This window comes from Blautia sp. MCC269, assembly GCF_018785655.1.
GTDB lineage: Bacteria > Bacillota > Clostridia > Lachnospirales > Lachnospiraceae > Blautia_A.
On the sequence record NZ_WQQE01000029.1, the window covers coordinates 71,121 to 95,123 of the forward strand.

At 45.3% G+C, this 24,003-nt stretch carries 20 protein-coding genes; 5 read left to right on the top strand and 15 right to left on the bottom strand.

Going from position 1 to position 24,003, the window contains the following annotated elements:
• Nucleotides 1-72: 72 nt before the first annotated feature.
• Complete coding sequence (locus tag GPK88_RS10295) at nt 73-783, bottom strand: hypothetical protein (RefSeq protein WP_173746258.1); 711 nt, start codon at nt 781-783, stop codon at nt 73-75.
• A gap of 170 nt (nt 784-953) precedes the next feature.
• Entirely contained in the window at nt 954-1,952 is a 999-nt protein-coding gene (locus GPK88_RS10300) for an acyltransferase (protein ID WP_173746260.1), read from the bottom strand.
• A gap of 203 nt (nt 1,953-2,155) precedes the next feature.
• Between GPK88_RS10300 and GPK88_RS10305 the strand changes: the two genes are divergently transcribed.
• From GPK88_RS10305 to rfbD, 4 genes are all read left to right on the top strand, one after another.
• Nucleotides 2,156-3,337 carry a MerR family transcriptional regulator gene (locus GPK88_RS10305; protein ID WP_173746262.1) on the top strand — a complete coding sequence of 394 codons (1,182 nt, stop codon included), beginning with the start codon at nt 2,156-2,158 and terminating at the stop codon, nt 3,335-3,337.
• Between the two features lie 129 nt (nt 3,338-3,466).
• Nucleotides 3,467-4,363, top strand: coding sequence for a glucose-1-phosphate thymidylyltransferase RfbA (gene rfbA, locus GPK88_RS10310; RefSeq protein ID WP_118170718.1), 897 nt, complete (start codon nt 3,467-3,469; stop codon nt 4,361-4,363).
• 94 nt (nt 4,364-4,457) lie between these two features.
• Entirely contained in the window at nt 4,458-5,492 is a 1,035-nt protein-coding gene (gene rfbB / locus GPK88_RS10315; protein ID WP_015525710.1) for a dTDP-glucose 4,6-dehydratase, read from the top strand.
• On the top strand, nt 5,489-6,421 hold the full coding sequence (rfbD, locus tag GPK88_RS10320) for a dTDP-4-dehydrorhamnose reductase (RefSeq protein ID WP_173762576.1): 933 nt from the start codon (nt 5,489-5,491) through the stop codon (nt 6,419-6,421). The genes rfbB and rfbD overlap by 4 nt, the downstream gene beginning before the upstream one ends.
• 107 nt (nt 6,422-6,528) lie before the next feature.
• Here rfbD and GPK88_RS10325 read toward each other — a convergent pair whose 3' ends face one another.
• The 3 genes from GPK88_RS10325 to GPK88_RS10335 form a co-directional block, all read right to left on the bottom strand.
• Nucleotides 6,529-8,127, bottom strand: coding sequence for an LCP family protein (locus tag GPK88_RS10325; RefSeq protein WP_173762575.1), 1,599 nt, complete (start codon nt 8,125-8,127; stop codon nt 6,529-6,531).
• A 24-nt stretch (nt 8,128-8,151) separates the two neighbouring features.
• The gene (gene glmS, locus GPK88_RS10330) at nt 8,152-9,990 is read right to left on the bottom strand and encodes a glutamine--fructose-6-phosphate transaminase (isomerizing) (RefSeq protein WP_173772467.1); all 1,839 of its coding nucleotides are present in this window, start codon (nt 9,988-9,990) and stop codon (nt 8,152-8,154) included.
• Nucleotides 9,991-10,170: 180 nt separating this feature from the next.
• Nucleotides 10,171-10,890 carry a CpsB/CapC family capsule biosynthesis tyrosine phosphatase gene (locus GPK88_RS10335; RefSeq protein ID WP_148448845.1) on the bottom strand — a complete coding sequence of 240 codons (720 nt, stop codon included), beginning with the start codon at nt 10,888-10,890 and terminating at the stop codon, nt 10,171-10,173.
• A gap of 252 nt (nt 10,891-11,142) precedes the next feature.
• Here GPK88_RS10335 and GPK88_RS10340 point away from each other — a divergent pair, with 252 nt between their 5' ends.
• Complete coding sequence (locus tag GPK88_RS10340) at nt 11,143-12,021, top strand: homocysteine S-methyltransferase family protein (RefSeq protein ID WP_173772468.1); 879 nt, start codon at nt 11,143-11,145, stop codon at nt 12,019-12,021.
• Between the two features lie 126 nt (nt 12,022-12,147).
• On the opposite strand, the gene ptsP is transcribed toward GPK88_RS10340, so the two are convergent.
• The 10 genes from ptsP to GPK88_RS10390 form a co-directional block, all read right to left on the bottom strand.
• Nucleotides 12,148-13,788, bottom strand: a complete 1,641-nt coding sequence (ptsP, locus tag GPK88_RS10345) for a phosphoenolpyruvate--protein phosphotransferase (protein WP_173772469.1) — start codon at nt 13,786-13,788, stop codon at nt 12,148-12,150.
• Nucleotides 13,789-13,818: 30 nt separating this feature from the next.
• A complete protein-coding gene (locus tag GPK88_RS10350; RefSeq protein ID WP_148448851.1) occupies nt 13,819-14,859 on the bottom strand; it encodes a polyamine ABC transporter substrate-binding protein in 1,041 nt (346 codons plus the stop codon).
• Nucleotides 14,860-14,892: 33 nt separating this feature from the next.
• The gene (locus tag GPK88_RS10355; protein ID WP_173772470.1) at nt 14,893-16,746 is read right to left on the bottom strand and encodes an extracellular solute-binding protein; all 1,854 of its coding nucleotides are present in this window, start codon (nt 16,744-16,746) and stop codon (nt 14,893-14,895) included.
• 12 nt (nt 16,747-16,758) lie between these two features.
• Nucleotides 16,759-17,577, bottom strand: coding sequence for an ABC transporter permease (locus GPK88_RS10360; protein WP_021976528.1), 819 nt, complete (start codon nt 17,575-17,577; stop codon nt 16,759-16,761).
• A complete protein-coding gene (gene potA, locus GPK88_RS10365; protein WP_021976527.1) occupies nt 17,577-18,623 on the bottom strand; it encodes a spermidine/putrescine ABC transporter ATP-binding protein in 1,047 nt (348 codons plus the stop codon). Before potA ends, GPK88_RS10360 begins: the two co-directional genes overlap by 1 nt.
• On the bottom strand, nt 18,613-19,407 hold the full coding sequence (locus tag GPK88_RS10370; RefSeq protein ID WP_148448856.1) for an ABC transporter permease: 795 nt from the start codon (nt 19,405-19,407) through the stop codon (nt 18,613-18,615). Before GPK88_RS10370 ends, potA begins: the two co-directional genes overlap by 11 nt.
• Nucleotides 19,404-20,258 (bottom strand): ABC transporter permease, encoded by an 855-nt coding sequence (locus GPK88_RS10375; RefSeq protein WP_173772471.1) that lies wholly within the window; start codon nt 20,256-20,258, stop codon nt 19,404-19,406. The genes GPK88_RS10370 and GPK88_RS10375 overlap by 4 nt, the downstream gene beginning before the upstream one ends.
• Nucleotides 20,251-21,387 carry an ABC transporter ATP-binding protein gene (locus tag GPK88_RS10380; RefSeq protein WP_173772473.1) on the bottom strand — a complete coding sequence of 379 codons (1,137 nt, stop codon included), beginning with the start codon at nt 21,385-21,387 and terminating at the stop codon, nt 20,251-20,253. The genes GPK88_RS10375 and GPK88_RS10380 overlap by 8 nt, the downstream gene beginning before the upstream one ends.
• A gap of 69 nt (nt 21,388-21,456) precedes the next feature.
• Nucleotides 21,457-22,767, bottom strand: a complete 1,311-nt coding sequence (locus tag GPK88_RS10385) for an amidohydrolase (protein ID WP_173772475.1) — start codon at nt 22,765-22,767, stop codon at nt 21,457-21,459.
• Between the two features lie 41 nt (nt 22,768-22,808).
• Nucleotides 22,809-23,636 (bottom strand): HAD family hydrolase, encoded by an 828-nt coding sequence (locus GPK88_RS10390; RefSeq protein ID WP_173762568.1) that lies wholly within the window; start codon nt 23,634-23,636, stop codon nt 22,809-22,811.
• Nucleotides 23,637-24,003: the final 367 nt, after the last annotated feature.

The window sequence follows — 24,003 nt, forward strand, 5'->3', positions numbered from 1 at the left end:
AAGGCCTCCGGTTCCTGTATTACGAACCGGAGGCCTTATTTATCTCTGTACTCAGCCAGACATATGGATTCATCATTTCAGAACAGACTGGATCCATTTCAATGCATTATCTTTATTCTTCACATTACCCGGAAGGCAGATGCACACCGGATCATATCTCAGGCCAAATTCCTGAGCAATACTACTGCTGCCGTCAAGCTCCAGATGCTGATCATCCACAGCGCCCAAAGACTCAAATACCTCATCTCCAAACGTTTCCCTGAGATCTGCATACATTCCGCTGTCCTTCTCATGTTCATAGAGTTCCTTCGGCATGATCAGGACATCAACGGTAGCACTCTGGATTTCCGTCACATATGCGATCCTGGCATAATAATCGAAATCCTCTCCTGTCTCGTCCGTCATCAGATTCTGTGCCACACTGACTTCTGCATATTTATCCTCTGTTCCCAGTGTCTTCAGGGCATCCTCTTCCACCTTCTCAGCGTCAAAATCCCCTGCATTCACCACTGCAATGGAAAGCACCGTCTTCATCTGTGCGTGACGATAAATATTCACTCCCAGACAGACTCCGCCAATGGCAAGAAGCACGCACAGCATATGTATCTTATAATACATCCAGATATACTGAATCTTCTTACCTGTTCCCATTCCCTTCAGTTTCTCTTTTTCGATCCGGCGGCGTTCCTTCTTCGTCAGATCTGTTTCGTTGGGCATCTCCGGATTCAGTACACTCTCATCGTGTCCGTCACCGCCGGCCTCCGCTCTGTTTTGTAAATCCATAAAAATCTCCTTTTTCTTTCACGTCTCAGTATTTTTCACCCTGAAGCAGGATATTCCAGTCGCTTTCCCCACATCCTCCGGGGGAGTGCTGTGACTTATCAATAAAGGATATTTTAGCATATTTTAGTACAAAATCACAGCGCATAAATATGAAAATACCATAAACTCCTCTATTTCCGGCAGATCCTCATTCCATATCCATACATTACCGCCACAGCAGTCACAAAAACACAGACCATCACCGGTCTCATCCACAGATATAAAAGATTTTTCTCAATTCCAACTGCCACAGCCACATCCTTCAGGATATCCGCCACACAGAGATGGAACAGATAAATAAAAAATGCATATTTCTGACCGATGGCTACCGGAAGCTCGGGCACTTTCCGATTTTTTCCCATGATCGCAATGAGAAAAAGGCCAACAGCCATAAATACTGAACCCAGAAACAATTCCAGTTTGCCAAAATACCGGTATTCCAGCAGACTTGCGATCCCGCCGCCAGCTGCCATGCCATACAAAAGAAACACTTTTTTTCCGGCAAACCAGGCTTCCAGCTTTTCCTGATGTCTGTGTATCAGATGTCCCAACATAAAAAACGGAAATCCGGTAAACAGATAGTTTCGAAACTGCATAACACGGAAATGCTTTTCCGGGAACAGGAAGGTCGAAAATTCCTCCATTCCGAAATGGATCAGAAGAAGCACCGGTATCAGAACATATGCCTGCTTACAAATCCGGAATCTTGCTGCCAGGGCAAAAAGAAGATAACAATAGAGCAGTGCCGGGAGAAACCACAGATGCCATTTCACCTGAGAGCTGTTATTATATAGAAGAAACTGGCGAATATGTTCCCCCGAAACCAGGGCTTCCAGCCATTCCTTCTGGCTTGCTCCGTCGATGTGGTTCTGGATCAGCTCCCACAGACAGCAGACCGGAAATGCCACAAGCATCAGTTTAAGAACATGCCGGACTTTTTTCCCGGTTCTTACAAATTCCGTATCGTCACCACGGAAGCAGAAATATCCGGAAACCATAAAAAACACAGGTACTGCAAATCTGGCAAGTACATTGGCTATGATCCCGGCATTTCCCGGAAAATGGACGTGAAGAAGCACAACTGCATAAGCACAGATCGCCTTTACCATATCCAGAGTACGGTTTCGCATAAAAATTACTCCTTTTTATATCGAACGCTTATCCCGGAAATATGATTCCGGGGTTCCTTTTTTTCGAAACGATATACTAACAAACCAGCAGAATTTTGTCAATATTGTTTTTCTCTTGTACGGCTTCCGAATCTGAATTATAATTCTTTTATGACTTCTATTGCAGGATGTTTATTATTTCCTCAGAAAGGAATCTATTTTTTATGAAAAAAGACGGCTACTATTCCTCCGGCGAATTTGCACGCATGGCACATGTAACTCTGCGTACTGTCCGCTATTATGATAAACAGGATATCCTGAAACCCTCTCTCGTCACCGAATCCGGCGCACGTTTTTATACAGACGAGGATTTTGCAAGGCTTCAGCAGATCCTCCTTCTGAAATATCTGGGCTTTTCCCTGGATGACATCCGTGAAATGACCATCGGTGATTCCGATTATCATTTCATGCTGAATTCTCTGAATATCCAGCTTCGTCTGGTCCGTGACCGGATCGAACAAATGCAGCTGGTGGAAAAAGCGATCCAGGATACCGCACAGGTGATAAATGAACAGCACACCATTGACTGGAGCCAGATGCTGAACCTGATCCACCTGACCGGCATGGAAAAAAGCCTCAAGAATCAGTATCAGAATGCCACCAACATTTCCTCCAGGATCAATCTCCACAGTCTGTACTCCCAGAACAAACAGGGATGGTTTCCCTGGATCTTTGAGCAATGCCGGATCTCGCCCGGTCTTCGTATTCTGGAGCTGGGCTGCGGGGACGGAACGTTATGGACCGACAACCTTTCCCTTCTGCCGGAGGATATCTCCATCACACTTTCCGATATTTCCAACGGTATGCTCCGCGATGCCAGACGAGCCATCGGTTCCTCGGATACCCGGTTTGCGTTCCGGGCCTTTGACTGCAGAAAAATCCCCTGCAAGGACGAAAGCTTTGATCTGGTGATCGCCAATCACGTGCTTTTTTACTGCGATGATATTCCCTCCGTCCTGAAAGAAGTTCGCCGTGTCCTCGCTCCCGGCGGAAGATTTCTCTGCAGTGCTTACGGAAAGGCACATATGCAGGAGGTCAGCCAGCTGGTGCAGGATTTTGATGAACGGATAGTGCTTTCCGCAGACCGGCTTTATGAACGGTTCGGACGTGAAAACGGTCAAAGTATCCTGGAGCCTTTTTTCCCAAAGGCTCATTGGCTTTCTTATGAAGACTGCCTTCTGGTCCAGGATGCGGAGCCGCTGATCTCCTACGTTCTCTCCTGCCACGGCAACCAGAATCAGTATATCCTGGACCGTTACAAGGAATTCCGGGCCTACACTGCTAGAAAAACTGCCAAAGGCTTCCGCATTACCAAGGACGCCGGCGTATTTATTTGTGAAAAATAGCCAAAAATAAAAAATATGAAAAAAGCGCTTGAAGATAACCTTACGTCACCTTTTATAATACAGTTACAGTAACAAAGTTATGTGCAGGCACGACTTATGCTGCACATCATCACGCAAAGGAGAAAACATATGAAAGGAATTATTTTAGCCGGAGGCTCCGGAACACGTCTTTACCCGCTTACCATGGTGACCTCCAAACAACTTCTGCCGATCTTTGACAAACCGATGATCTACTATCCTATGTCTGTTCTTATGAATGCAGGCATCCGTGATATCCTGATCATCTCCACACCGCAGGATACCCCGAGATTTGAGGAGCTTCTCGGTGACGGCCATCAGTTTGGTGTCAACCTCACCTATGCTGTACAGCCAAGCCCGGACGGACTTGCCCAGGCATTCATTATTGGTGAGGAATTCATCGGCAACGACACTGTATGTATGGTCCTTGGTGACAATATTTTCGCAGGACATGGCCTCAAAAAGCGCCTGAAAGCTGCTGTAAACAACGCAGAAACAGGCAAAGGAGCCACTGTTTTCGGATACTATGTGGATGATCCGGAGCGTTTCGGTATCGTAGAATTCGACCAGAACGGAAAAGCAGTTTCCATTGAAGAGAAACCGGAAAAGCCAAAGAGCAACTACTGTGTCACCGGTCTCTACTTCTACGACAACAAGGTTGTAGAGTACGCAAAGAACCTGAAGCCAAGCGCAAGAGGCGAGCTTGAGATCACAGACCTGAACCGTATCTATCTTGAGAAGGGACAGCTGAACGTCGAGCTTCTGGGCCAGGGCTTCACATGGCTGGATACCGGTACACACGAAAGCCTTGTAGAGGCAACCAACTTCGTAAAGACCATGGAGCAGCATCAGCACCGCAAGATCGCATGCCTTGAGGAGATTGCTTACTTAAACGGCTGGATCACAAAGGAGGACGTGCTCAAGGTTTACGAAATCCTTAAGAAAAACCAGTACGGTCAGTATCTCAAGGATGTTCTGGACGGAAAATATCTGGACGCTCTTCACTGAGCCGATCTGTTTTTTAACACTGTATTTACCGGCGAGCTCCGTTCCGACGGAATCCGCATAAGATCAATCATTCATATTATAAAGGAGATTTTTTATGACAATCATTGTTACCGGCGGTGCCGGATTTATCGGAAGCAACTTTATTTTTCATATGATGGAGGCTCATCCGGACTATCGTATCGTATGCCTGGACTGCCTGACTTACGCAGGAAACCTTTCCACTCTTGCACCGGTTATGGACAAACCGAACTTCCGCTTTGTAAAGGAGAGCATCACAGACCGTGACGCTGTTTACAAGCTTTTCGAGGAAGAGCATCCGGACATCGTGGTAAACTTCGCAGCGGAGAGCCACGTAGATCGTTCCATCGAGAACCCGGAAGTATTCCTTGACACCAACATCAAAGGTACTGCAGTCCTTATGGATGCCTGCCGTAAATACGGAATTCAGCGCTATCATCAGGTTTCCACAGATGAGGTTTACGGAGATCTTCCGCTTGACAGACCGGACCTTTTCTTCACAGAGGAAACTCCGATCCACACAAGCAGCCCTTACAGCTCTTCCAAAGCAGGCGCAGACCTTCTTGTTCTGGCATATCACAGAACTTACGGCCTGCCAGTGACCATCAGCCGCTGCTCTAACAACTACGGCCCATATCACTTCCCGGAAAAACTGATCCCGCTGATGATCGCCAACGCTCTGAACGACAAACCACTTCCAGTTTACGGAAAAGGTGAAAATGTCCGTGACTGGCTCTATGTTGAGGATCACTGCCGTGCCATCGATCTGATCATCCACAAAGGACGTGTAGGTGAGGTTTACAACGTAGGCGGACACAATGAGATGAAGAACATCGACATCGTAAAACTGATCTGCAAGGAACTTGGAAAACCGGAAAGCCTGATCACACACGTAGCTGACCGTAAAGGCCACGACATGCGTTATGCCATCGACCCGACCAAGATCCATAACGAACTTGGCTGGCTTCCGGAGACAAAATTTGCAGACGGAATCAAAAAGACCATCAAATGGTACCTTGACAACAAGGAATGGTGGGAAACCATCATCTCCGGTGAGTACCAGAATTACTACGAAAAAATGTATGGAAACCGCGAGGAGGTTAAAGCATGAAATTTTTCGTAACAGGCGTTGGCGGCCAGCTTGGCCATGACGTGATGAATGAACTGTCCAGCCGTGGACATGAAGGCGTAGGAAGCGACATTGCACCTTCCTACAGCGGCATTGCAGATGGTACTCCGGTTACCACCATGCCTTATGTCCAGCTGGATATCACAGATAAAGAAGCAGTAGCAAAAGCCATTCGCGAAGTAAATCCGGATGCAGTGGTACACTGTGCTGCATGGACAGCCGTAGATGCTGCAGAGGATGAGGAAAACCGCGAAAAAGTACGTCTTGTCAATGTTGTGGGAACCCAGAACATTGCGGACATCTGTAAAGAGCTTGGCATCAAAATGATGTACATTTCCACAGACTATGTTTTTGACGGCCAGGGAACCACTCCATGGGATCCGGACTGCAAAGACTACGCTCCCCAGAATGTATACGGTCAGACCAAGCTTGACGGCGAGCTGGCAGTATCCGGCACTGTTGATAAATTCTTTATCGTACGTATTGCCTGGGTATTCGGCAAAAACGGTAAGAACTTTATCCGCACCATGGTAAACTTAGGGAAAACCCACGACAAACTGACCGTAGTCAGTGACCAGATCGGTACACCAACCTACACCTATGACCTTGCCCGTCTTCTGGTAGACATGATCGAGACAGAAAAATACGGCTATTATCATGCAACCAACGAGGGCGGTTTCATCAGCTGGTATGATTTCACAAAAGAAATCTTCCGTCAGGCTGCTGCCCTCGGTCATAAAGAATATGAAAACGTACAGGTTTCTCCTGTTACTACTGCAGAATATGGTGTTTCCAAAGCGGTTCGACCATTCAACAGCCGCCTGGATAAGTCCAAACTTGTAAGAAACGGTTTCCAGCCCCTTCCAACATGGCAGGATGCCCTGGAGCGTTATCTGAAAGAAATTCTTTAACTATAATTTTATCAAAAACTAAAAACCGCCTGCGGTACACTGGTTCAGAATAAGTTCTGAATACCAGTTGCACCGCCTGGCGGTTTTTCTACGCTTTATTTCGTTTACTACTGTGCTGCACCATTATCTGCTGCCTGTGTATCTGTTGCATTCTGTGCTGCTGTGTCTGTAGTTTCTGCAGTGGCAGACTGCGTATCTGTAGCCGTAGCTGCGGCCGCAGATGCATCTGCATCTGCTTCCTCCTGGGAAACAGTCTCACCGTCACGAACCTTCTTCATCATCTCTTCAGCCTTCTGAACAGTAGACTCATCAGGAATCATAACATACGCTTTCTGGCTCATGGAATACGGTTTCTGTGTGTCACCGGTACCATTTACACTGTAGCTTACAATATTCCAGTCTCCCCCGTTATTCAGCTGCTTCTGCAGAATACCGGCAATTTCCTCATAGGAGATATTTGTCTCAAAACATCCCTGGATGCTGGAAAGTACGGAAGAATAATTTTTCAGGAGTTCCGGAGAAAGCGCTTTATTGATTACGCCCTTGATTACGGCCATCTGATTCTTTCCGCGCTGGCGGTCTCCCTCCTGGAAGGAGTAACGTTCACGGCTGAAAATCAGTGCCTGTTCTCCGTTCATCTGATTCTCGCCCTGATTAAAGTGATATCCCAACTCGTTCTTGGAATCAAACTCATAATCAGAATAAACCGTAATGCCTCCAAGAGCATCAATCAGCTGTTCAAATCCGGCAAAATTGATACGGAAATAGTAATTGATATCTTCATTGTAAAGCATTCCCAGAGTATCCATACATACATTAATGCCATAGATTCCCGCATGGGTCAGCTTATCTTTCTGTCCGCCGGAAATTGAAAGCGGCACAAAATAATCACGTGGTGTAGACACCAGCAGAACCTGGCGGGTATCTGTGTTTACAGTTGCCACAATGTTGGAATCACTTCTGCTCTTGGCAACCAATCCGCTTCTGCTGTCAATACCGCTGATAAAGATTGTATAAACCGTTCCTTTATCTGCGCTGTCTTCAGATTTCTGTTCCGTCTGCTGCGGCTCAATGGTTGTTTCCACTTTTTTTACTGTCAGTTCACGGATTCTGGATGAAACATCTGAATATCCATCCATCTCCTCTATCACGCTCAGATAAGCGCTGTTCAGAACGATGGCCCCTGTCTGTCCGTTCAGAAGACCGTCAACGAGCTCTGTAAGCCCTGCAAATTCCTGAACCTTGACACTTTTTCCGGCTTCAGAATCTACCTCCTGAATAGCCTTATCGGAATTCTCACGGTCAAGATCTGTAAGGACACCATATACATAGTCCGCAGTTGCCGCTATCGAATCAGCAGAATCATCCGCACGGACATATATTCCAACTTCCGTGACCTCTGTATTCACACCGGAAATATCCGCAAGTGCTGAATGGGTCTGATAAACATACATGCTTCCAAGAATAAACGCCGCACCCAGAATAGCGGCAATCAATACTCCCAGAACAAAACGTATTTTTTTGTCTGTGTTCCATACAAGTGCTCCGACAATCAGTACCAGAATCAGCATAACCAGACTGATCACTGCGATGAATTTTGTCGGGATCACTTTCATATTCAGGAGCATTCCTGCAAATACAACAGCAGTTGCCAGAACTACCAGCATTACAATCAGCCCCGGAATATGTTTTCCTATTTTTTTCATATGCACTCCTCCTTGGTAAGGAAATTATTCTACAGTAACACTTTTTGCAAGGTTTCTTGGCTTATCTACATCAAGACCCTTATTTACACTTACATAATAGCCCAGAAGCTGTAACGGAATTACAGCCAGTGAAGTGGCAAAATGCGGATCTGTTTTCGGGATATAAACGGTAAAGTCCGCAGTGTCCTCAATATTATAATTTCCAAATGTGGTAAGCCCCATCAGATAAGCGCCACGGCTCTTACACTCTACCATATTGCTCACTGTTTTTTCATAGAGGCTCGGCTGGGTAAGAACGCCGATCACAAGAGTTCCGTCCTCCACCAGAGAAATTGTTCCATGCTTCAGTTCTCCTGCCGCATAGGCCTCTGAATGAATGTAACTGATTTCTTTCATTTTAAGGCTTCCCTCAAGGCTGATCGCATAATCAATTCCTCTTCCGATAAAGAAAATATCCTTGGCATTGGCCTGCTTGGATGCGAACCACTGGAGACGTTCCTTATCCTCAAGAATTTTCTCAATTTTCTCCGGAAGTGTCTGCAGTTCTTTTATATATGCATCACACTGTTCTTCTGTAATTTCTTCTCTTGTTTTTGCAAACTGAAGAGCCAGAATATAGGAAGCAATCAGCTGTGTGCTGTAAGCTTTTGTGGTAGCCACAGAAATTTCCGGGCCGGCAAGTGTATAAAATACATTATCTGCTTCCCTAGCAATGGAAGATCCAATTACATTGACAATGGCAAGGGTACGGATTCCTCTGGCTTTGCATTCACGAAGTGCCGCAAGGCTGTCTGCTGTCTCTCCGGATTGACTGACGATGATCGCAAGGCCGTTTTTGTCCAGAATTGGATTACGATAACGGAACTCTGATGCAAGCTCCACACGTACCGGGATACGCGCCAGATCTTCCAGAACATACTGAGCTGCCATGCCGACATGGTATGCAGATCCACAGGCCACAATATAAATCTGGCTGATATTCCGGATCGTTTCTTCATCCATTCCCACACCGGAAAGGTCAATCTTTCCATCTTTTACAACAGAATTGATGGTATCGGAAACCGCTTTCGGCTGCTCGTGGATTTCTTTCATCATAAAGTGCTCATATCCAGCCTTTTCAGCAGCTTCTGCATCCCAATCAATCTTCTTTGGTTCTTTTTCAATTTCTTCGCCATCCAGATTGTAAAAGGTGATCTCTCCCCTTTTCACATGAGCCATCTCCAGATTTCCAATATAATAAACATTTCTTGTATATTTCAGAATCGCCGGAACATCGGAAGCAATATAAGACTCCCCGTCTCCCACACCCAGAATCATCGGGCTGTCTTTTCTTGCTACAAAAATCTCTCCCGGATAATCACGGAACATCATGGCGAGTGCATAGGAACCTCTGATGCGTACCATCGCATGGCTGACTGCCTCAACCGGTGATTTTCCATATTTCTTATAATAATAATCTACAAGATTTACCGCAACTTCCGTATCTGTTGCAGAATAAAACGTATAACCTTTACGAAGAAGTTTTTCTTTCAGTTCCTGATAGTTTTCGATGATACCGTTGTGTACGGCAACCACATTTCCATCGTCGCTGACATGAGGATGTGCATTGGTTTCTGACGGTTCCCCGTGTGTTGCCCATCTTGTATGGCCAATGCCACAGGTTCCCGGAACAGATTCTCCTCCGTTTGTTTTTTCAATCAGAACTTTAAGGCGCCCTTTTGCTTTGATGACTTCTGTCTCATTCTCTCCGTCACGCACTGCAATACCGGCAGAATCATATCCTCTGTATTCCAGTTTGGAAAGACCGTCCAGTAAAATCGGTGCTGCCTGATGCTTACCTGTAAAACCTACAATTCCACACATATTTCCAGTCTCCTTTGTTTTATCAATCCAACTACTGCTATTATTCTTATTGCTATAATACTCTGAAATCATACGTTTCATTTTGCGGATGACTTATTTCTTCTATATTATAATATGTATAAAAGCTTTCCTGTGAAAGTATATCACAAATTCTTCTCTTTTGCGATAAATACTTTTTCCCTATCGCCCTGTGATCTTACGGGGATTTTTGATAAATATTTTTTTTGCGTATTCCGTCCCCATGGTTTTTTCCACTTTTTCCACACATCTTCCAATTTCCGGAATCCGCTCATTCTGCCTGTGTCCGTCAGATCCCACAAAATCCAGCAGTCCCTGTTTCATGAGCTTTTTTGCATACATTTTTGCTCCGAAGCCGCTGTGTCCACTGATAGTGTCCGCATTGATCTGAATATAAGCACCGGCTTCTCTCAGCTCTGAAAGAAAACGAACATCATTTCTTGTGGCACTATATCTCTCCGCATGTGCAATAATCGGAATAAAACCGTACATCAAAAGACTTCTGATCCGTTCTTCAATATAGCTCTTTTCATCGTTATTACTAAATTCCACAAGTACATACCTGGAGCCGGCCATGGTAAGTCTCCTGCCCTTTTTCAGACATTCCACCATATCCATACTGGAATGCAGTTCACATCCAAGATAAATCTGCATATCGCCCTGGCCAATATTTACGATCTCTCTTCTCAGTTGCATAAAACCTCTCGTTACAATATTCATATGTGGTTCAAACATCTCATATCGGAAATGAGGAGTCAGAATCACATGACGTACTCCGTCTTTATATTCCTTGTTCAGCATCCATAAGGCTTCTTCCATATTCCTGGCGCCATCATCCACCCCCGGCAGAATATGGCAGTGAATATCATAAAGTCCCTTCATCAAAACAATCCTTTCTTTTTATTTACCTGTATCTTCTGGTTTCTGTTCCCAAAGCTGTAAAGCGGACATTTCTATTCCGCTCTGTGATATGCCTAGTGGCTATTATACAATCCGTCCATTTATTACGCAAGGTCTTTATTATTCTTCTCTCCTATGTTAAAATAGATACACGGCAATGAGTGCAGCAGTTACAGGAGGAGCCTTATTTTTTTTGCCAACCGTGATTGGCTGCCATAAGGAGGATATAAACATATGACAAAACAGGAATTTCAGAAACTGACTGAGAACCATGTCCTGCTGCTGGATGGTGCTACCGGTTCCAACCTGATGAAAGCAGGAATGCCAAGAGGTGTCTGCACAGAGAGCTGGGTGCTTGAGCACAAAGATGTGATCCAGTCCCTTCAGAAAGCTTATATTGAAGCAGGAAGCCATATTATTTATGCACCTACATTCGGTGGAAACCGCATCAATCTCACCATGCACGGTCTGGAAGATCAGATTGAGCAGATCAACCATACCCTGGCCGGCTACACCAAAGAGATCACACCGGAGGGCGTTTATGTTGCGGGAGATATCACCACAACCGGTAAGATGATGGCCCCGGCCGGTGATATGACCTACGAAAAAGCCTTTGAAACCTATCAGGAGCAGATCGGTTATCTCCGGGATGCTGGCGTAGATCTGATCGTAGCGGAAACCATGATCAATATTGAAGAGACACTGGCTGCTGTAGATGCCTGCCAGAGTGTCTGCGACCTTCCGATCATCTGTACTGTAACTGTAGAAGCAGACGGAAGTATCTTCAGCGGCGGCAATGCCGTAGAGGCTGCTATGTCCCTCGAAGCTGCCGGTGCCAGTGCAGTCGGCATCAACTGCTCTGTTGGTCCGGATCAGCTGGTATCTGTTGTCCGTAATATCAAAGAGAATGTTTCCATTCCGGTTATCGCCAAACCGAACGCGGGAATGCCGCAGATCGATGATCTTGGTAATGCCGTTTACAGCATGACACCTGCTGATTTTGCAGGTTACATGAAGGTACTTGTTGAAAACGGAGCTTCTGTAATCGGCGGATGCTGTGGTACCACACCGGAATTTATTTCGGAAACTGCCCAGGTGCTTGGACTTCGATAACCGTCCTGCAGCTATTTTGTTACGAGTAAGCAGTAAAACGAACGAATTGTAAATATACAAAAAATCCTGAGAATCCTATGTGAAATATAAACATAGAAATTCTCAGGATTTTTATTTGACTGGATACTATTTCTCTGACCGTCGGTTTGCCGCGTCCGCATACGCCGCACGGATTGCCTTCCGTACAGGAAGTACGCAAGCCGGCACAACGGAAAGTCCGTCCACACCCATCTGGATAAATTTCTCTGTGAGATTGGAATCTGCTGCCAGCTCCCCACATATGTAAACATTACATCCGGATTTATGTCCTGCTTCTGTCACCATCCGGATCATCTTCACAAGCGCAGGATGATGGTCATTGTATTTGTTTTTCAGAAGAAGATTCTGCCTGTCCATAGCCAGGGTATACTGGGTCAGGTCATTGGTTCCAAGGCTTAAGAAATCCACACGTTTTCCCAGTTCTTCGCTGATCATAACTGCAGCCGGTGTTTCGATCATGATTCCGGTACGGATATTTTTGTAGGGAATATTCTTCTCATCCAGGCCTTTTTTTACCTCCTGGATCAGTTTTTCGATCTCATCCAGTTCTTCCTCCGATGTGATCATCGGATACATCAGACTGATGTTTCCATAGGCACTTGCCCGGTAAATGGCACGAAGCTGGGCTTTGAACATTTTTTTCCGGTCAAGGCAAAGTCGGATACCGCGGTTTCCCATCATAGGATTGACTTCATCCGGGATGGCCATATATTCTGCCTGCCGGTCTGCACCCAGATCTACGGTACGGATCACAACCGGACGGCCTTCCATATCCTCCGCTACCTTCTTATAAGCACGGAACAGCTCGTTCTCTCTTGGATAATTTTCTCTTCCAAGATACTGAAATTCACTTCGAAGGAGACCGATGCCTGTAGCTCCGTAATAAAGAACCGTATTCAGATCATCCAGATTTCCGATATTGGCCAGAAGTTTGATCTGTTTTCCATCGGCTGTGATATCCTCCTGATTACGAAGTCTTAAGAGTTCTTCCCGTTCTTCCATATCTGCCCTGTGGCGGATCTCATATTCTTTCAGAAGTTCCGGTTCCGGATCAATATACAGAGTTCCTGTATATCCATCCACAATGGCCATATGGCCGTCCCACTCCTTCTGTATCTCCACTTCCACCAGTGTAGGCACTGCCATGGATTTCGCCATAATCGATACATGGGAAATGATTGATCCCTGATGCATGACTATTGCCAGAAGGCTGGATTTGTTCATCTCCAGAAGTTCATTTGGGGAAAGCTGCTCTGCCGCAAGGATCACCGGCTCATCTCCCAGATTGATCCGCGCATGGGAACCACCCATGGCGCCGATCAGAAGTTCTGAGATCTCCCGGATATTTTCGATCTGTTCCTTGACAGCCTCATCTTCCAGCTTGCGAAATACATTGGCAAGCTCATCTCTGGTTGTCTGGACCGCATAAGCCGCACTAACCTTTTCTGTTGTGATCATGCTCTCTACAGCCCGCTGGAAACTGCCTCCGCTTAAGAGCTTCAGCTGACGTTTCAATGTCAGCTCCTGCTCTTTTGGGAGGGGTGCTCCGTTTTTATACATATGCTGGATCTGGGTCTTTACTGCTGTCCTTGCATGGTCCAGACGATCCAGCTCTTTTTTTACATTGTCTACCATAGACTGACGGATCTGGTATTCGCCCCTGTGGTAATACAGTATTTTTCCAATGGCTATTCCGGAAAAAGCGGATGTGCCTTTGTATATTTCCATCTGAAAAACCCCCTTACTGGTCTGTCCGCCTTAATCGCAGGCAGCTTTAAATTCTGTCCAGATCTTATTGTATTCCTGCTCTGCTTCCTGGCTTACGTTCTGCACGATCTCGCCTTTGGTCACATCATCCGGCACAACCAGGTTCTCATCTACCAGATCATCTGCTGCCTTGTTTGTGTTGTAGTAACCTACAGAATTGATGCATTTTGCAGTTACTTCCGGCTGCAGGATATAGTTGATAAATTCATTGGCAGCCTCCGCATTTGGTGCCTCACTTGGGATAAAAGTTCCAAGAATACCAAATCCAAGACCTTCCTCCGGATAAACCACCTTCAGGTCCGGGTTATCCTTCAGCGCCTGTGTTACCTGGGATGTGTAGAGGAATGCCACACTTGCCTCTCCATTGAGAAGTGCATTCTGTGTATTATCATCCTGGATCATACGGATATTCGGTGCAAGCTCCTTCAGTTTCTCACCGGTCTTGGCAATCACATCCACATCCTCTTCATTCATGCTCTCACCCATGGAAAGCTGTGTGATTCCGGCAATTACACGGTAATTTCCGATGATCGCCACGCTGTCTTTCAGGGATTCATCCCAGAGATCTTTGTATCCTTTGATGTCGATATCTACCTGATCCGGATCATAAACGATCAGCGGAATTCCTGCACCGTATGGTACGGTGTACTCGTCATCCGGATCATAAAACTGTCCCTGGAAAAGCGGATTGATGTTTCCGAAATTGGTAACAGTATCCTTGTCGATCTTCTGGACAAGTCCTTCTTTTACCGCACTGTCGATAATGTAATCATCTGCAATTACCACATCGTAATCGCCGCCTTTTGCCTGGGAAAGTTTCTCAAGCATGGTCTCATCGGTATCAAAGTTAGAGTAAACAACCTTGGTTCCTGTTTCTTTTTCAAAATCATCCAGCACTTCCTGCGGAACCATTCCGTCCCATGTGTAAAGTACCAGTTCATCTTTATCCTTTGCACTGACGCTGACACCTGTTACCATAGATGCTCCAAGTGCCGCACATAACATGATCGCTGCCGCTTTTTTTGCTTTCATAGAACCTCCTTCATGTCTCTCTCTGACGTCTTGTTATTTTGCTTTTACCTTGGTCCAAAGCTCTGCGAATTTCTGCTTGATCTTTGGCTTCTGGTATCCGAAGATTTCATTCTTTGGATTATCGATCTGCGGAATATAGGAATCAATTCCCTCATAAGTTCCGTTTTTCATCTCCTCGAACGCACTTTTTACAGTAGAAGTATATCCTACTTCTTCGGTATTGGAAAGAGCATTTTCGTCATCCAGCATAAAATTGATAAACTCATGGGCCAGATCTACCTCATTACAGTCTTTGGTGATGACCATGGCATCATACCATGTGTTGGTTCCCTGCTCGGGTGTATAATAGGAAAGATCCGGATTTTCACTGATAATATAAGAAGCATCTCCTGAATATACCACTGCCATTGCCTTGTTTCCGGAGATCATATTGTCGATGACATCATCTCCTGCATAGATTGGGTCCATGGTATCACGCTGGTTGATCAGCCATTCATAGGCTTCCTGGATCTCGCCCAGATCTGTGGTATTCATGGAGTATCCAAGTGCTTTCAGGGCGATCATAAAGGAATCTCGTTCGGAATCATACATGTAAAGATTTCCTTTATATTTCTCATCTGCAAGAATGTTCCAGCCCTCTTTATCCAGATCGTCCTGTAATACTACATTCTTATTATAAAGGATTCCGACTGTTCCCCAGAAATACGGGCAGGAATAACGGTTTCCTGGATCGTAGTCCTTGTTCTGTACTTCAGGAAGAAGATTCTTCTTATTCGGAATCTTTTTCCAGTCAATAGACTGAAGGTATTCTTCCTTGATCAGCCTCTCGATCATATAATCAGAAGGTACCAGAACATCGTAGGTCTCACCGCTGGCAAGTTTTGTATACATCATCTCGTTGGACTCAAACGTCTCATAGACAATGGTACAGTTATACTGTTTTTCAAATTTGTCGATCAGGTTCAGATCCATATATTCACCGGCATTATATACACGGAGTACATGGCTTCCCTGGCTTACAAGCGTCCATTTTCCAAAAACGACCACCAGGATCACAGCCGTAACTGCTGCCACGATCTTTCTTGTTCTCGGATTCATCTTCTTTACTGTAGAATCCTGAAGCTTCGGCAGTATCAGATTTGCAAACAGTAATACCAGTACGATCACCACGATCACGAGCGTTGACAGTGCGTTGATGGTCGGATTGATACGCTTCGTCATATTATATACAACGATGGAGATATTTTTTACTCCATTTCCGGAAACAAAGTAGGAAATTACGAAATCGTCAAAGGACATGGTAAATGCCAGAAGCGCTCCCGCAAAAATTCCCTCTTTGATCATAGGCACGATAACTTTTGTAAGGGCCTGATATGGCGTTGCACCAAGATCCATCGCCGCATTGGCCAGGTTCGGGTCCAGGTTTCGCACCTTCGGATATACACTGGTAATTACATAAGGCGTACAGAACGCGATATGTGCCAGCAGCATGGTCAGATAACCTTTCGTCATTCCCAGAGAAGAAAACAGAAGCATCAGACCGATAGCTGTTACGATCTCCGGGTTCAGGATCGGAAAGTTATTGATGGTAAGTACCAGTTCCTTCAGTACTTTTCTGGATTTGGAAAGGCCGATGGCTGTAATAGTTCCCAGCACTGTGGAAATAATTGTTGCCAGGATTGCCACTGTGACAGAAACATAAACTGCCTTGCTGATCTCCATGTTGTTGATCAGCTCCCCGTACCAGCGCAGGGAAAATCCTGTAAATCTGGTCAGGGACTTGGACGAGTTAAAGGAAAAAATCATAGTCACAAGGATCGGCAGGTAAAAAAATGCCAGACACAGCACTACATATAATTTTGAAAATATGGTATTTTTTCTTTTCATCTCCTGCCTCCTTTAATCGTCCTGGGTGTCCATCTTCTTCATCAGGCTCATAAAGATCAGGATGATCACTGCCAGGATCAGAGAGATGGCACTTCCAAAGTTCCAGTCACCTACGGAAATAAACTGTGACTCGATCAGGTTACCGATCAGCATGTACTGACCGCCGCCAAGAAGCTTCGGAATAACGAAAGTTGAGATGGACAGAAGGAATACCATCATAACACCATTGACCACACCTGGCATGGAAAGCTTCCAGGTGACTTTCCAGAAGGTCTGGAATGGATTGGCCCCAAGGTCATTGGCCGCCTCGATCAGTGATTTATCCATTTTACTTAAAGAAGTATGGATCGGAATGATCATAAACGGCATGAAATTACAGACAAGGCCCACAATAACCGAAAAATCTGTATACATCATGGTGATCGGTGAAATTCCCAGCATTTTCAGAAGGTTGTTCACCAGACCATTGTCTGAAAGAATATTCATCCATGCATAAGTACGAAGGAGCATGTTGATCCACATGGGGATCGTAACCATAAGGATGAGAAAACTCTGCACCTTCTCGGAGTATTTGGAAATAATATATGCCAGCGGATATCCGCACACAAGACAGATCAATGTGGTCAGGATACCCAGGCGAAAAGATTTCAAAATAACACTTAAATAAGTAGTTTCCAGGAATTTTGCAAAATTCGCCCATGTAAAATGTAAAGTCAGAACTTCATTTCCATCTGAGGTAAACGCATAAAGTACGATCAGGATCAGTGGTACCACGATCAGGATCGAAGCCCAGATGATGTACGGCTTGATCAGATGTTTGAACTGTTTCATTAGTATCCTCCCATTCTGCACATAACATGGATATCCTCAGGACCAAACTTCAGTCCTACTTCTCGTCCCACTTCCGCATAATCGGTAGTGTGCACCATGTATGTGCGAAGCTCCGTCTCGATCAGGATCTCATAATGAACACCTTTGAACGTAATGTTCCGTACAGTTCCTCTGATCTTGGCCTGATCCGGTTCCACAATATCCAGATCCTCCGGACGGAGAACCACCTCAATGGCTTCGTTGTCCTCAAATCCCTTATCCACACATTCAAACTGGAAACCATCAAACTCTACCAGGAAATCTTTGATCATCGTTCCTTCTATAATATTGGATTCTCCGATAAAACCTGCCACAAAACGGTTTTCCGGCTCATTGTAGATGTCTGTCGGGCTTCCGATCTGCTGGATCTCACCGTTGTTCATAACAACTACGGTATCGGACATGGAGAGAGCCTCTTCCTGGTCATGGGTAACATAGATGAAAGTGATTCCTACTTCTCTCTGGATCTTTTTCAGCTCGATCTGCATCTGTTTACGGATCTTGGCATCCAGAGCTCCAAGAGGCTCATCCAGAAGAAGGACTTTCGGCTCATTGACAAGAGCTCTGGCAATGGCAACTCGCTGCTGCTGACCGCCGGAAAGAAGGGTGACGTCTCTTTTTTCGAAACCTTCCAGACCTACCATCTTCAGCATTCTTTTGACTTTCTGCTCAATGACAGTTTTATCTACTTTTTTCAGATTCAGGCCGAAACCGATATTGTCCATAACATTAAGATGTGGAAACAGCGCATATTTCTGGAATACCGTATTGATCTCCCTTTTATATGGAGGAAGCTTGGAGATCTCAATGCCGTTAAACAGCACCTCTCCACCGCTTGGTTCCTCAAATCCTGCGATGATCCTCAAGGTTGTTGTTTTTCCACAACCGCTGGGTCCCAGAAGCGTAAGGAATTCGTTTTCGTGGATATCCAGGTTGATTCCCCGGAGCACCTGCTGGTCATCAAAATTTTTTGTGAGATTTTTTAACTCGATCAGTTTATTGCTCATCTCTCTTATTCCCCTTCCCGCGTTTTCCCATGATCAGATACACGGCCAGCACAAGGAGGATCACTCCCAGCATCATAGTACAAAGTGCATTGATCTCCGGCGTAACGCCTGTTTTCATCTGTGTGTAAACTTTTATCGGCAGCGTGGATACACGCGGACCGGTCACAAAAATGCTGATCACCACATCATCCATGGACATGGCAAAAGCCAGCAGAGAGCCGGATATGACAGCCGGCATGATCAGAGGCAGGGTAATGTCCCAGAATGCCCGGAAAGAACCGGCGCCAAGATCTCTGGCTGCCTCTTCCAGGGACGGGTCCATTCCCACAAGCCGTGCTTTTACTTCCATTAAAATATAGGGCACGCAGAAAACCGTGTGTCCGATCAGAAGTGTCAGCATTCCAAATGGCAGGTTCAGCATATAGAAAAATGCCATCAGTACCATTCCCAGAATGATCTCCGGGATCATCAGAGGCAGAATGGAAATGTACTCCATCACCCCTTTTGTTTTCCAGTGGATCCTGGAAAGTCCTACAGCCCCCAGCGTTCCGATCACTGCAGATACCCCGCAACTGGATATAGCCAGAATCAGGCTGTTTTTCAATGCCTGGATCAGATCTCTGTCATGAAACAGTTCCTGATACCATTTCAGGGAAAATCCGGTAAAACGCACCGGAAGTCTTGCTTCATTAAACGAAAATACCACTACCACGCCAATGGGCAGATACATAAGGAAAAACAGGATTCCCAGGTACAGTCCTGAAAGTTTTGAGTTCTTTTTCATCCGATTCCCTCCAGTTCCTTCACATTGGTGATCTTCCTGTACAGTACGATCATCAGCGTGGTCAGTATCATCAGTACTACCGCCAGTGCCGCGGCAAAAGGCCAGTTATTTCCTCTTGTCATCTGCTCCTGGATCAGGCTTCCAACCAGTACGATCTTGTTTCCGCCCAGGATATCCGCAATAAAAAACAGGCCCATAGACGGAATAAAAGTAAGGATCACTCCGGAAAGAAGTCCCGGTAAAGTCAGCTTAAAAGTGACGCTCCAGAATGCTTTCCATCTGCTGGCTCCCAGATCTCTGGCTGCCTCCACCAGTGACCAGTCCAGCTTTTCCGCACTGGAATATACGGACAGTGCCATAAACGGCAACAATACATAGATCATACCGATCACAATGGCAGGATAGCTGTACAGAATTTTTAAAGGCTCCTGGATAATACCAAATTTCATCAACAGATAGTTCAGTAGTCCCTTTTTCTGGAGAATGATGATCCAGCCGTACAGACGGATCAGAGAATTCACCCAGAAAGGCAGCATCAGGAACAACATGGCAAGCTTCTTTTTTCCCTCGGAAAGTTTTGCCATAAAATATCCGAAAGGATAACCCACCAGGCAGATGATCAGGGTACTTGTAATGGCAAGGCGAAAAGATCCTGTAAAAGTCTGCAGATATACGGGCTCCAGGATCTGTTTGTAATTATCCAGAGTAAATTTCCAGTTCACACCATAGCCGCCGTCTGCTGTGGAAAAGCTCAATGCGATCACATACAGAAGAGGCAGCGCAACGAAGATCAGTGTGAAGAGATACAGCGGCAGGATCATCCATACGGAGCCTGCGCCGCGCTTACGCATTGGTGCCTCCCCGGTCCACCAGCACGGCATCTGTGGGAAGAAAACAGCAGCGTACCTTTTCTCCTACGCTGACATTTGTATCAATGCCATAACGACTTGCCACGATTTCCTGCCCTTCCGAAGTTTTCAAAACAACACGGAGCTGACCGCCGGCAAAAGTTTTTTCAATGACTTCGGCATTTAAGCCATCACAGTCATTATTTTCTTCAAATCGGATATTTTCACTTCTTACCGCAATGGTGACCTTTTCTCCTTTTTGGAGCAGATATTCCTTGTCTGATTCAGCCGTGATATTAGCATTGTTCATTGATACTTTTACTTTTCCGGCGTCAGTTCTTACTGTGATCAGTTTGGAAGTATCGCCTGTTTCCTCTGTACCAATGTTTTCCACAACACCGGTAAGGATATTTGCATTTCCTACAAATGTCGCCACATAACTGGTCTTCGGGTGGTTATAGATCTCATCCGGCGTTCCGATCTGCTCAAAGCGGCCGTGGTTCATCACTGCGATCGTGTCAGACATATTGATGGCTTCTTCCTGGTCGTGGGTGATATAGATAAACGTAATCCCCAGCTTCTTCTGCAGGCGTTTCAGCTCGTGCTGCATGGCACGCCTCAGCTGCAGATCCAGTGCGCCAAGGGGTTCATCCAGAAGAAGGACTTCCGGATTGTTCACAAGAGCTCTGGCAATGGCTACACGCTGACGCTGACCGCCGGAAAGTTCTGACGGCTTCCGCTTCTCAAATCCGGAAAGCTGAACCAGTTCCAGCATTTCTTTTACTCTTCTGCTAATCTCCGCTTTCGGCGTTTTCTTCAATTTCAGACCATAGCCAATATTATCTGCTACATTCATATGGGGAAAAAGTGCATAATTCTGAAACACGGTGTTCACATTTCGCTGGTTCGGTTCCAGGGATGTCACATCTTTTCCGTTTAAGAAAACCTGGCCGGAATCAGGCTGCTCCAGACCTGCGATGATCCGCAATGTAGTGGTTTTTCCACAGCCGGAAGATCCCAGCAAAGTGACAAATTCTCCCTTCTTTGCTGTAAGACAGATGCTTTCCAGGACGTCCTCCCCTTCCTGGAAACTCTTTTTTATATTTTTGAGTTCTAATGAAATTTCGGACATTTAGTTCTCCTTTTATTTACTATGATACAGATATCCGTACCCCGCAGGGAACCTCCCTGATTCGGTTAATTACTCATTCTCATGAAAATTATCCCTTATATACTGACAATAAGTCTCTTTATTAAATACAGGTTTAAATTTCTGACAGATTTTTTCTGCTTCTTTTGCATGATTGCAGAGAAGGCGGTAAGTAGTCAGTGCCAGAAGTTTGGCTGGTTTGATATAGGCCAGTTCTTCATCTACGATCTGAAAATCTGCTCCGTGGAGTTTTCCCTCAAATCCTCCGAATGTGAAATTCAGTACTGGAAACAGATGGGTCATATCTCCCACATCCGTACAGGCGTTATTAAAATCTTCCGGTTTTGAACACCGGTATGTCACATCCAGAAGTTTTACGGATTCCTCCATTACTTTGTCCGCGCCTCTGTGCAGGATCGGCATATATCCCTGAAGCGTTTCTCTCTCGATCGTACCGCCAAAAGCATAGGCAGCTCCGTCATAGGCACGGTCCATTTTTTCCTGTGTTGCACGGATCGCATCCAGGGATGCCGCGCGGACTTTTGTTTCGATCACCGCCTCGTCAGGAACCGCATTGATCACGTCCCCGGCTTTTCGAATCACGTTGTGAAGGCGCACATGATCTTCCTCCCGAAAAGTTTCCCGCATCAGTCCCATCATCTGAATGGCACTGGAAGTAATGCTTAAGGCATTCACTCCATCCCATGGATCGATGGCTGCGTGCGCGGCTTTTCCTCTTACTGTGACACGCTCTGCGGAAAATCCGTTGCATGCCGCATTTCCCAGGTAAAAATCTTCTTCTACCGGCATCATGTGCACATGTGTGGTCAAAATAATGTCTGAATGATCAAATTCTCCAAGCCGGAGCAGCTCGCTTTTTCCGGATGCCGGGAAGCCGATTCCCTCTTTCCGAAGCCGTGCACGTTTATCTGCATCAATGTATTCTTCCGCCGGAACGGCAAAAAAAGATACGGACCCAGACAGAGAGGCTTGAACCTCCTCATTGGTCAGTGCCAATGCTGCGCCGATCATGGCTGCAATCTGTGCGTGGTGTCCGCATGCATGTGCTGTCCCGTTAACGGGATCAGCCATCGGATGTGACTTACATCCGATGGCATCAAGTTCTCCAATAATCGTAATGTTCGGTCCGTCCTGTTCCATCCACTCTGCGCGAACCCCTGTGCGTGCAAGTCCTCCATGCACCCGAAGTCCCAGGCCACGCAAAAAAGCCGCTACATGTGCGGCTGTTCTCTCCTCATAAAACCCCGGCTCCGGATGACTCTGGATATCCTTCGCAAAGGCTATGATCTCGTCTCTGTGTTCATCTATAGTCTGAATGATCTTTTCTTCAATATGATTCATGTCTTATAACCTCCATTTTCCGCAGGTTAAGCTATATGATATCATAAAACAGTTGGTTTGGAAATAGATATTTTTTGGAGATATTTCGCCACTCCGTCGTTTTCATTGGAGCCGATGACCCCAGTTGCCACAGCTTTCAGTTCATTTACTGCATTTTCCACTGCATAGGCTTCATCCGCTATTTCAAACATATCAATATCATTTTTTCCATCACCAAAAACAACTAATCTGTCACATTCCAGTTTTTGTTTTAACTGCAAAGCAGCCTGCGCTTTAGATGCTTTTTGCGGCATGATCTCCAGCCACTGCTCTCCTGTATAGATATCTTCCTGATAAACAACGTGATATTTATTTTTGTATTTATGATAAAATGGTTCCAGCTTCTCCGGCTTATCAATGCAGGTGATATAAAAAAGATCTCCATACATCAGTTCAGACTCTGTAGTTACAATATTCGTACGTTTGTCGCCCTTCCGGCTGTTTAAAAATGTCTGCATTCCACTTGTTGCCTTTGCCGGTATATAAGAAAACTTTTCAATATTATTCTGATATGAATATATGATCGGATATATTTCGTGTGCAAAAAGATCTCTCAATACATCATATATGTCTTCTTCAAAATAATTGGCAATAAGGATTTCCTCTGTTATATTATCTTTCACAAATGCCCCATTGTATATAATAAGAGGGAAATGTGTGTTAAGGCCTTCTGTTACTTTTTTTGCCGTATTTAAGGAACGAGCTGTTGCATAGGAAAATAACATGCCTGAAGAAGTTAACGCATTGATTGTTTTTATTGTATATGGGGATAAAGTTTCATTTTTTCGTAAAAGAGTTCCATCAAGATCTGATACGTATAATGTTTTCATAAATAAATCCTTTCGTTTTGCTGTGGACTGTGAATAGAAAAACTTTTTTCAGTTGACAGGGACATTGATGATAACGTATTTTTTTATTATAGCACAAAAAAAGTGGCTGTTTAAGCCACTTTCTTACGATTGTATATTCAAAACTACATACATGCTTTGTTGATGGTTAATCGTTTTGTTGAATCAATTTTAACCTGCGTGCCGATTTGCCTTTTTTTCACGGGCTCGCAGCTAAAGCTGCATCGCCTGTTTAGTAGGCTACTCCAGCGGGGGGCATCTCACGACTTCGTCGTTCGATGTCATTTGCTTCGCAAATGTTCAGTCTGCATCATAAATGGTTCTCCACAAGCAAGCTTGCTCCGCCCCA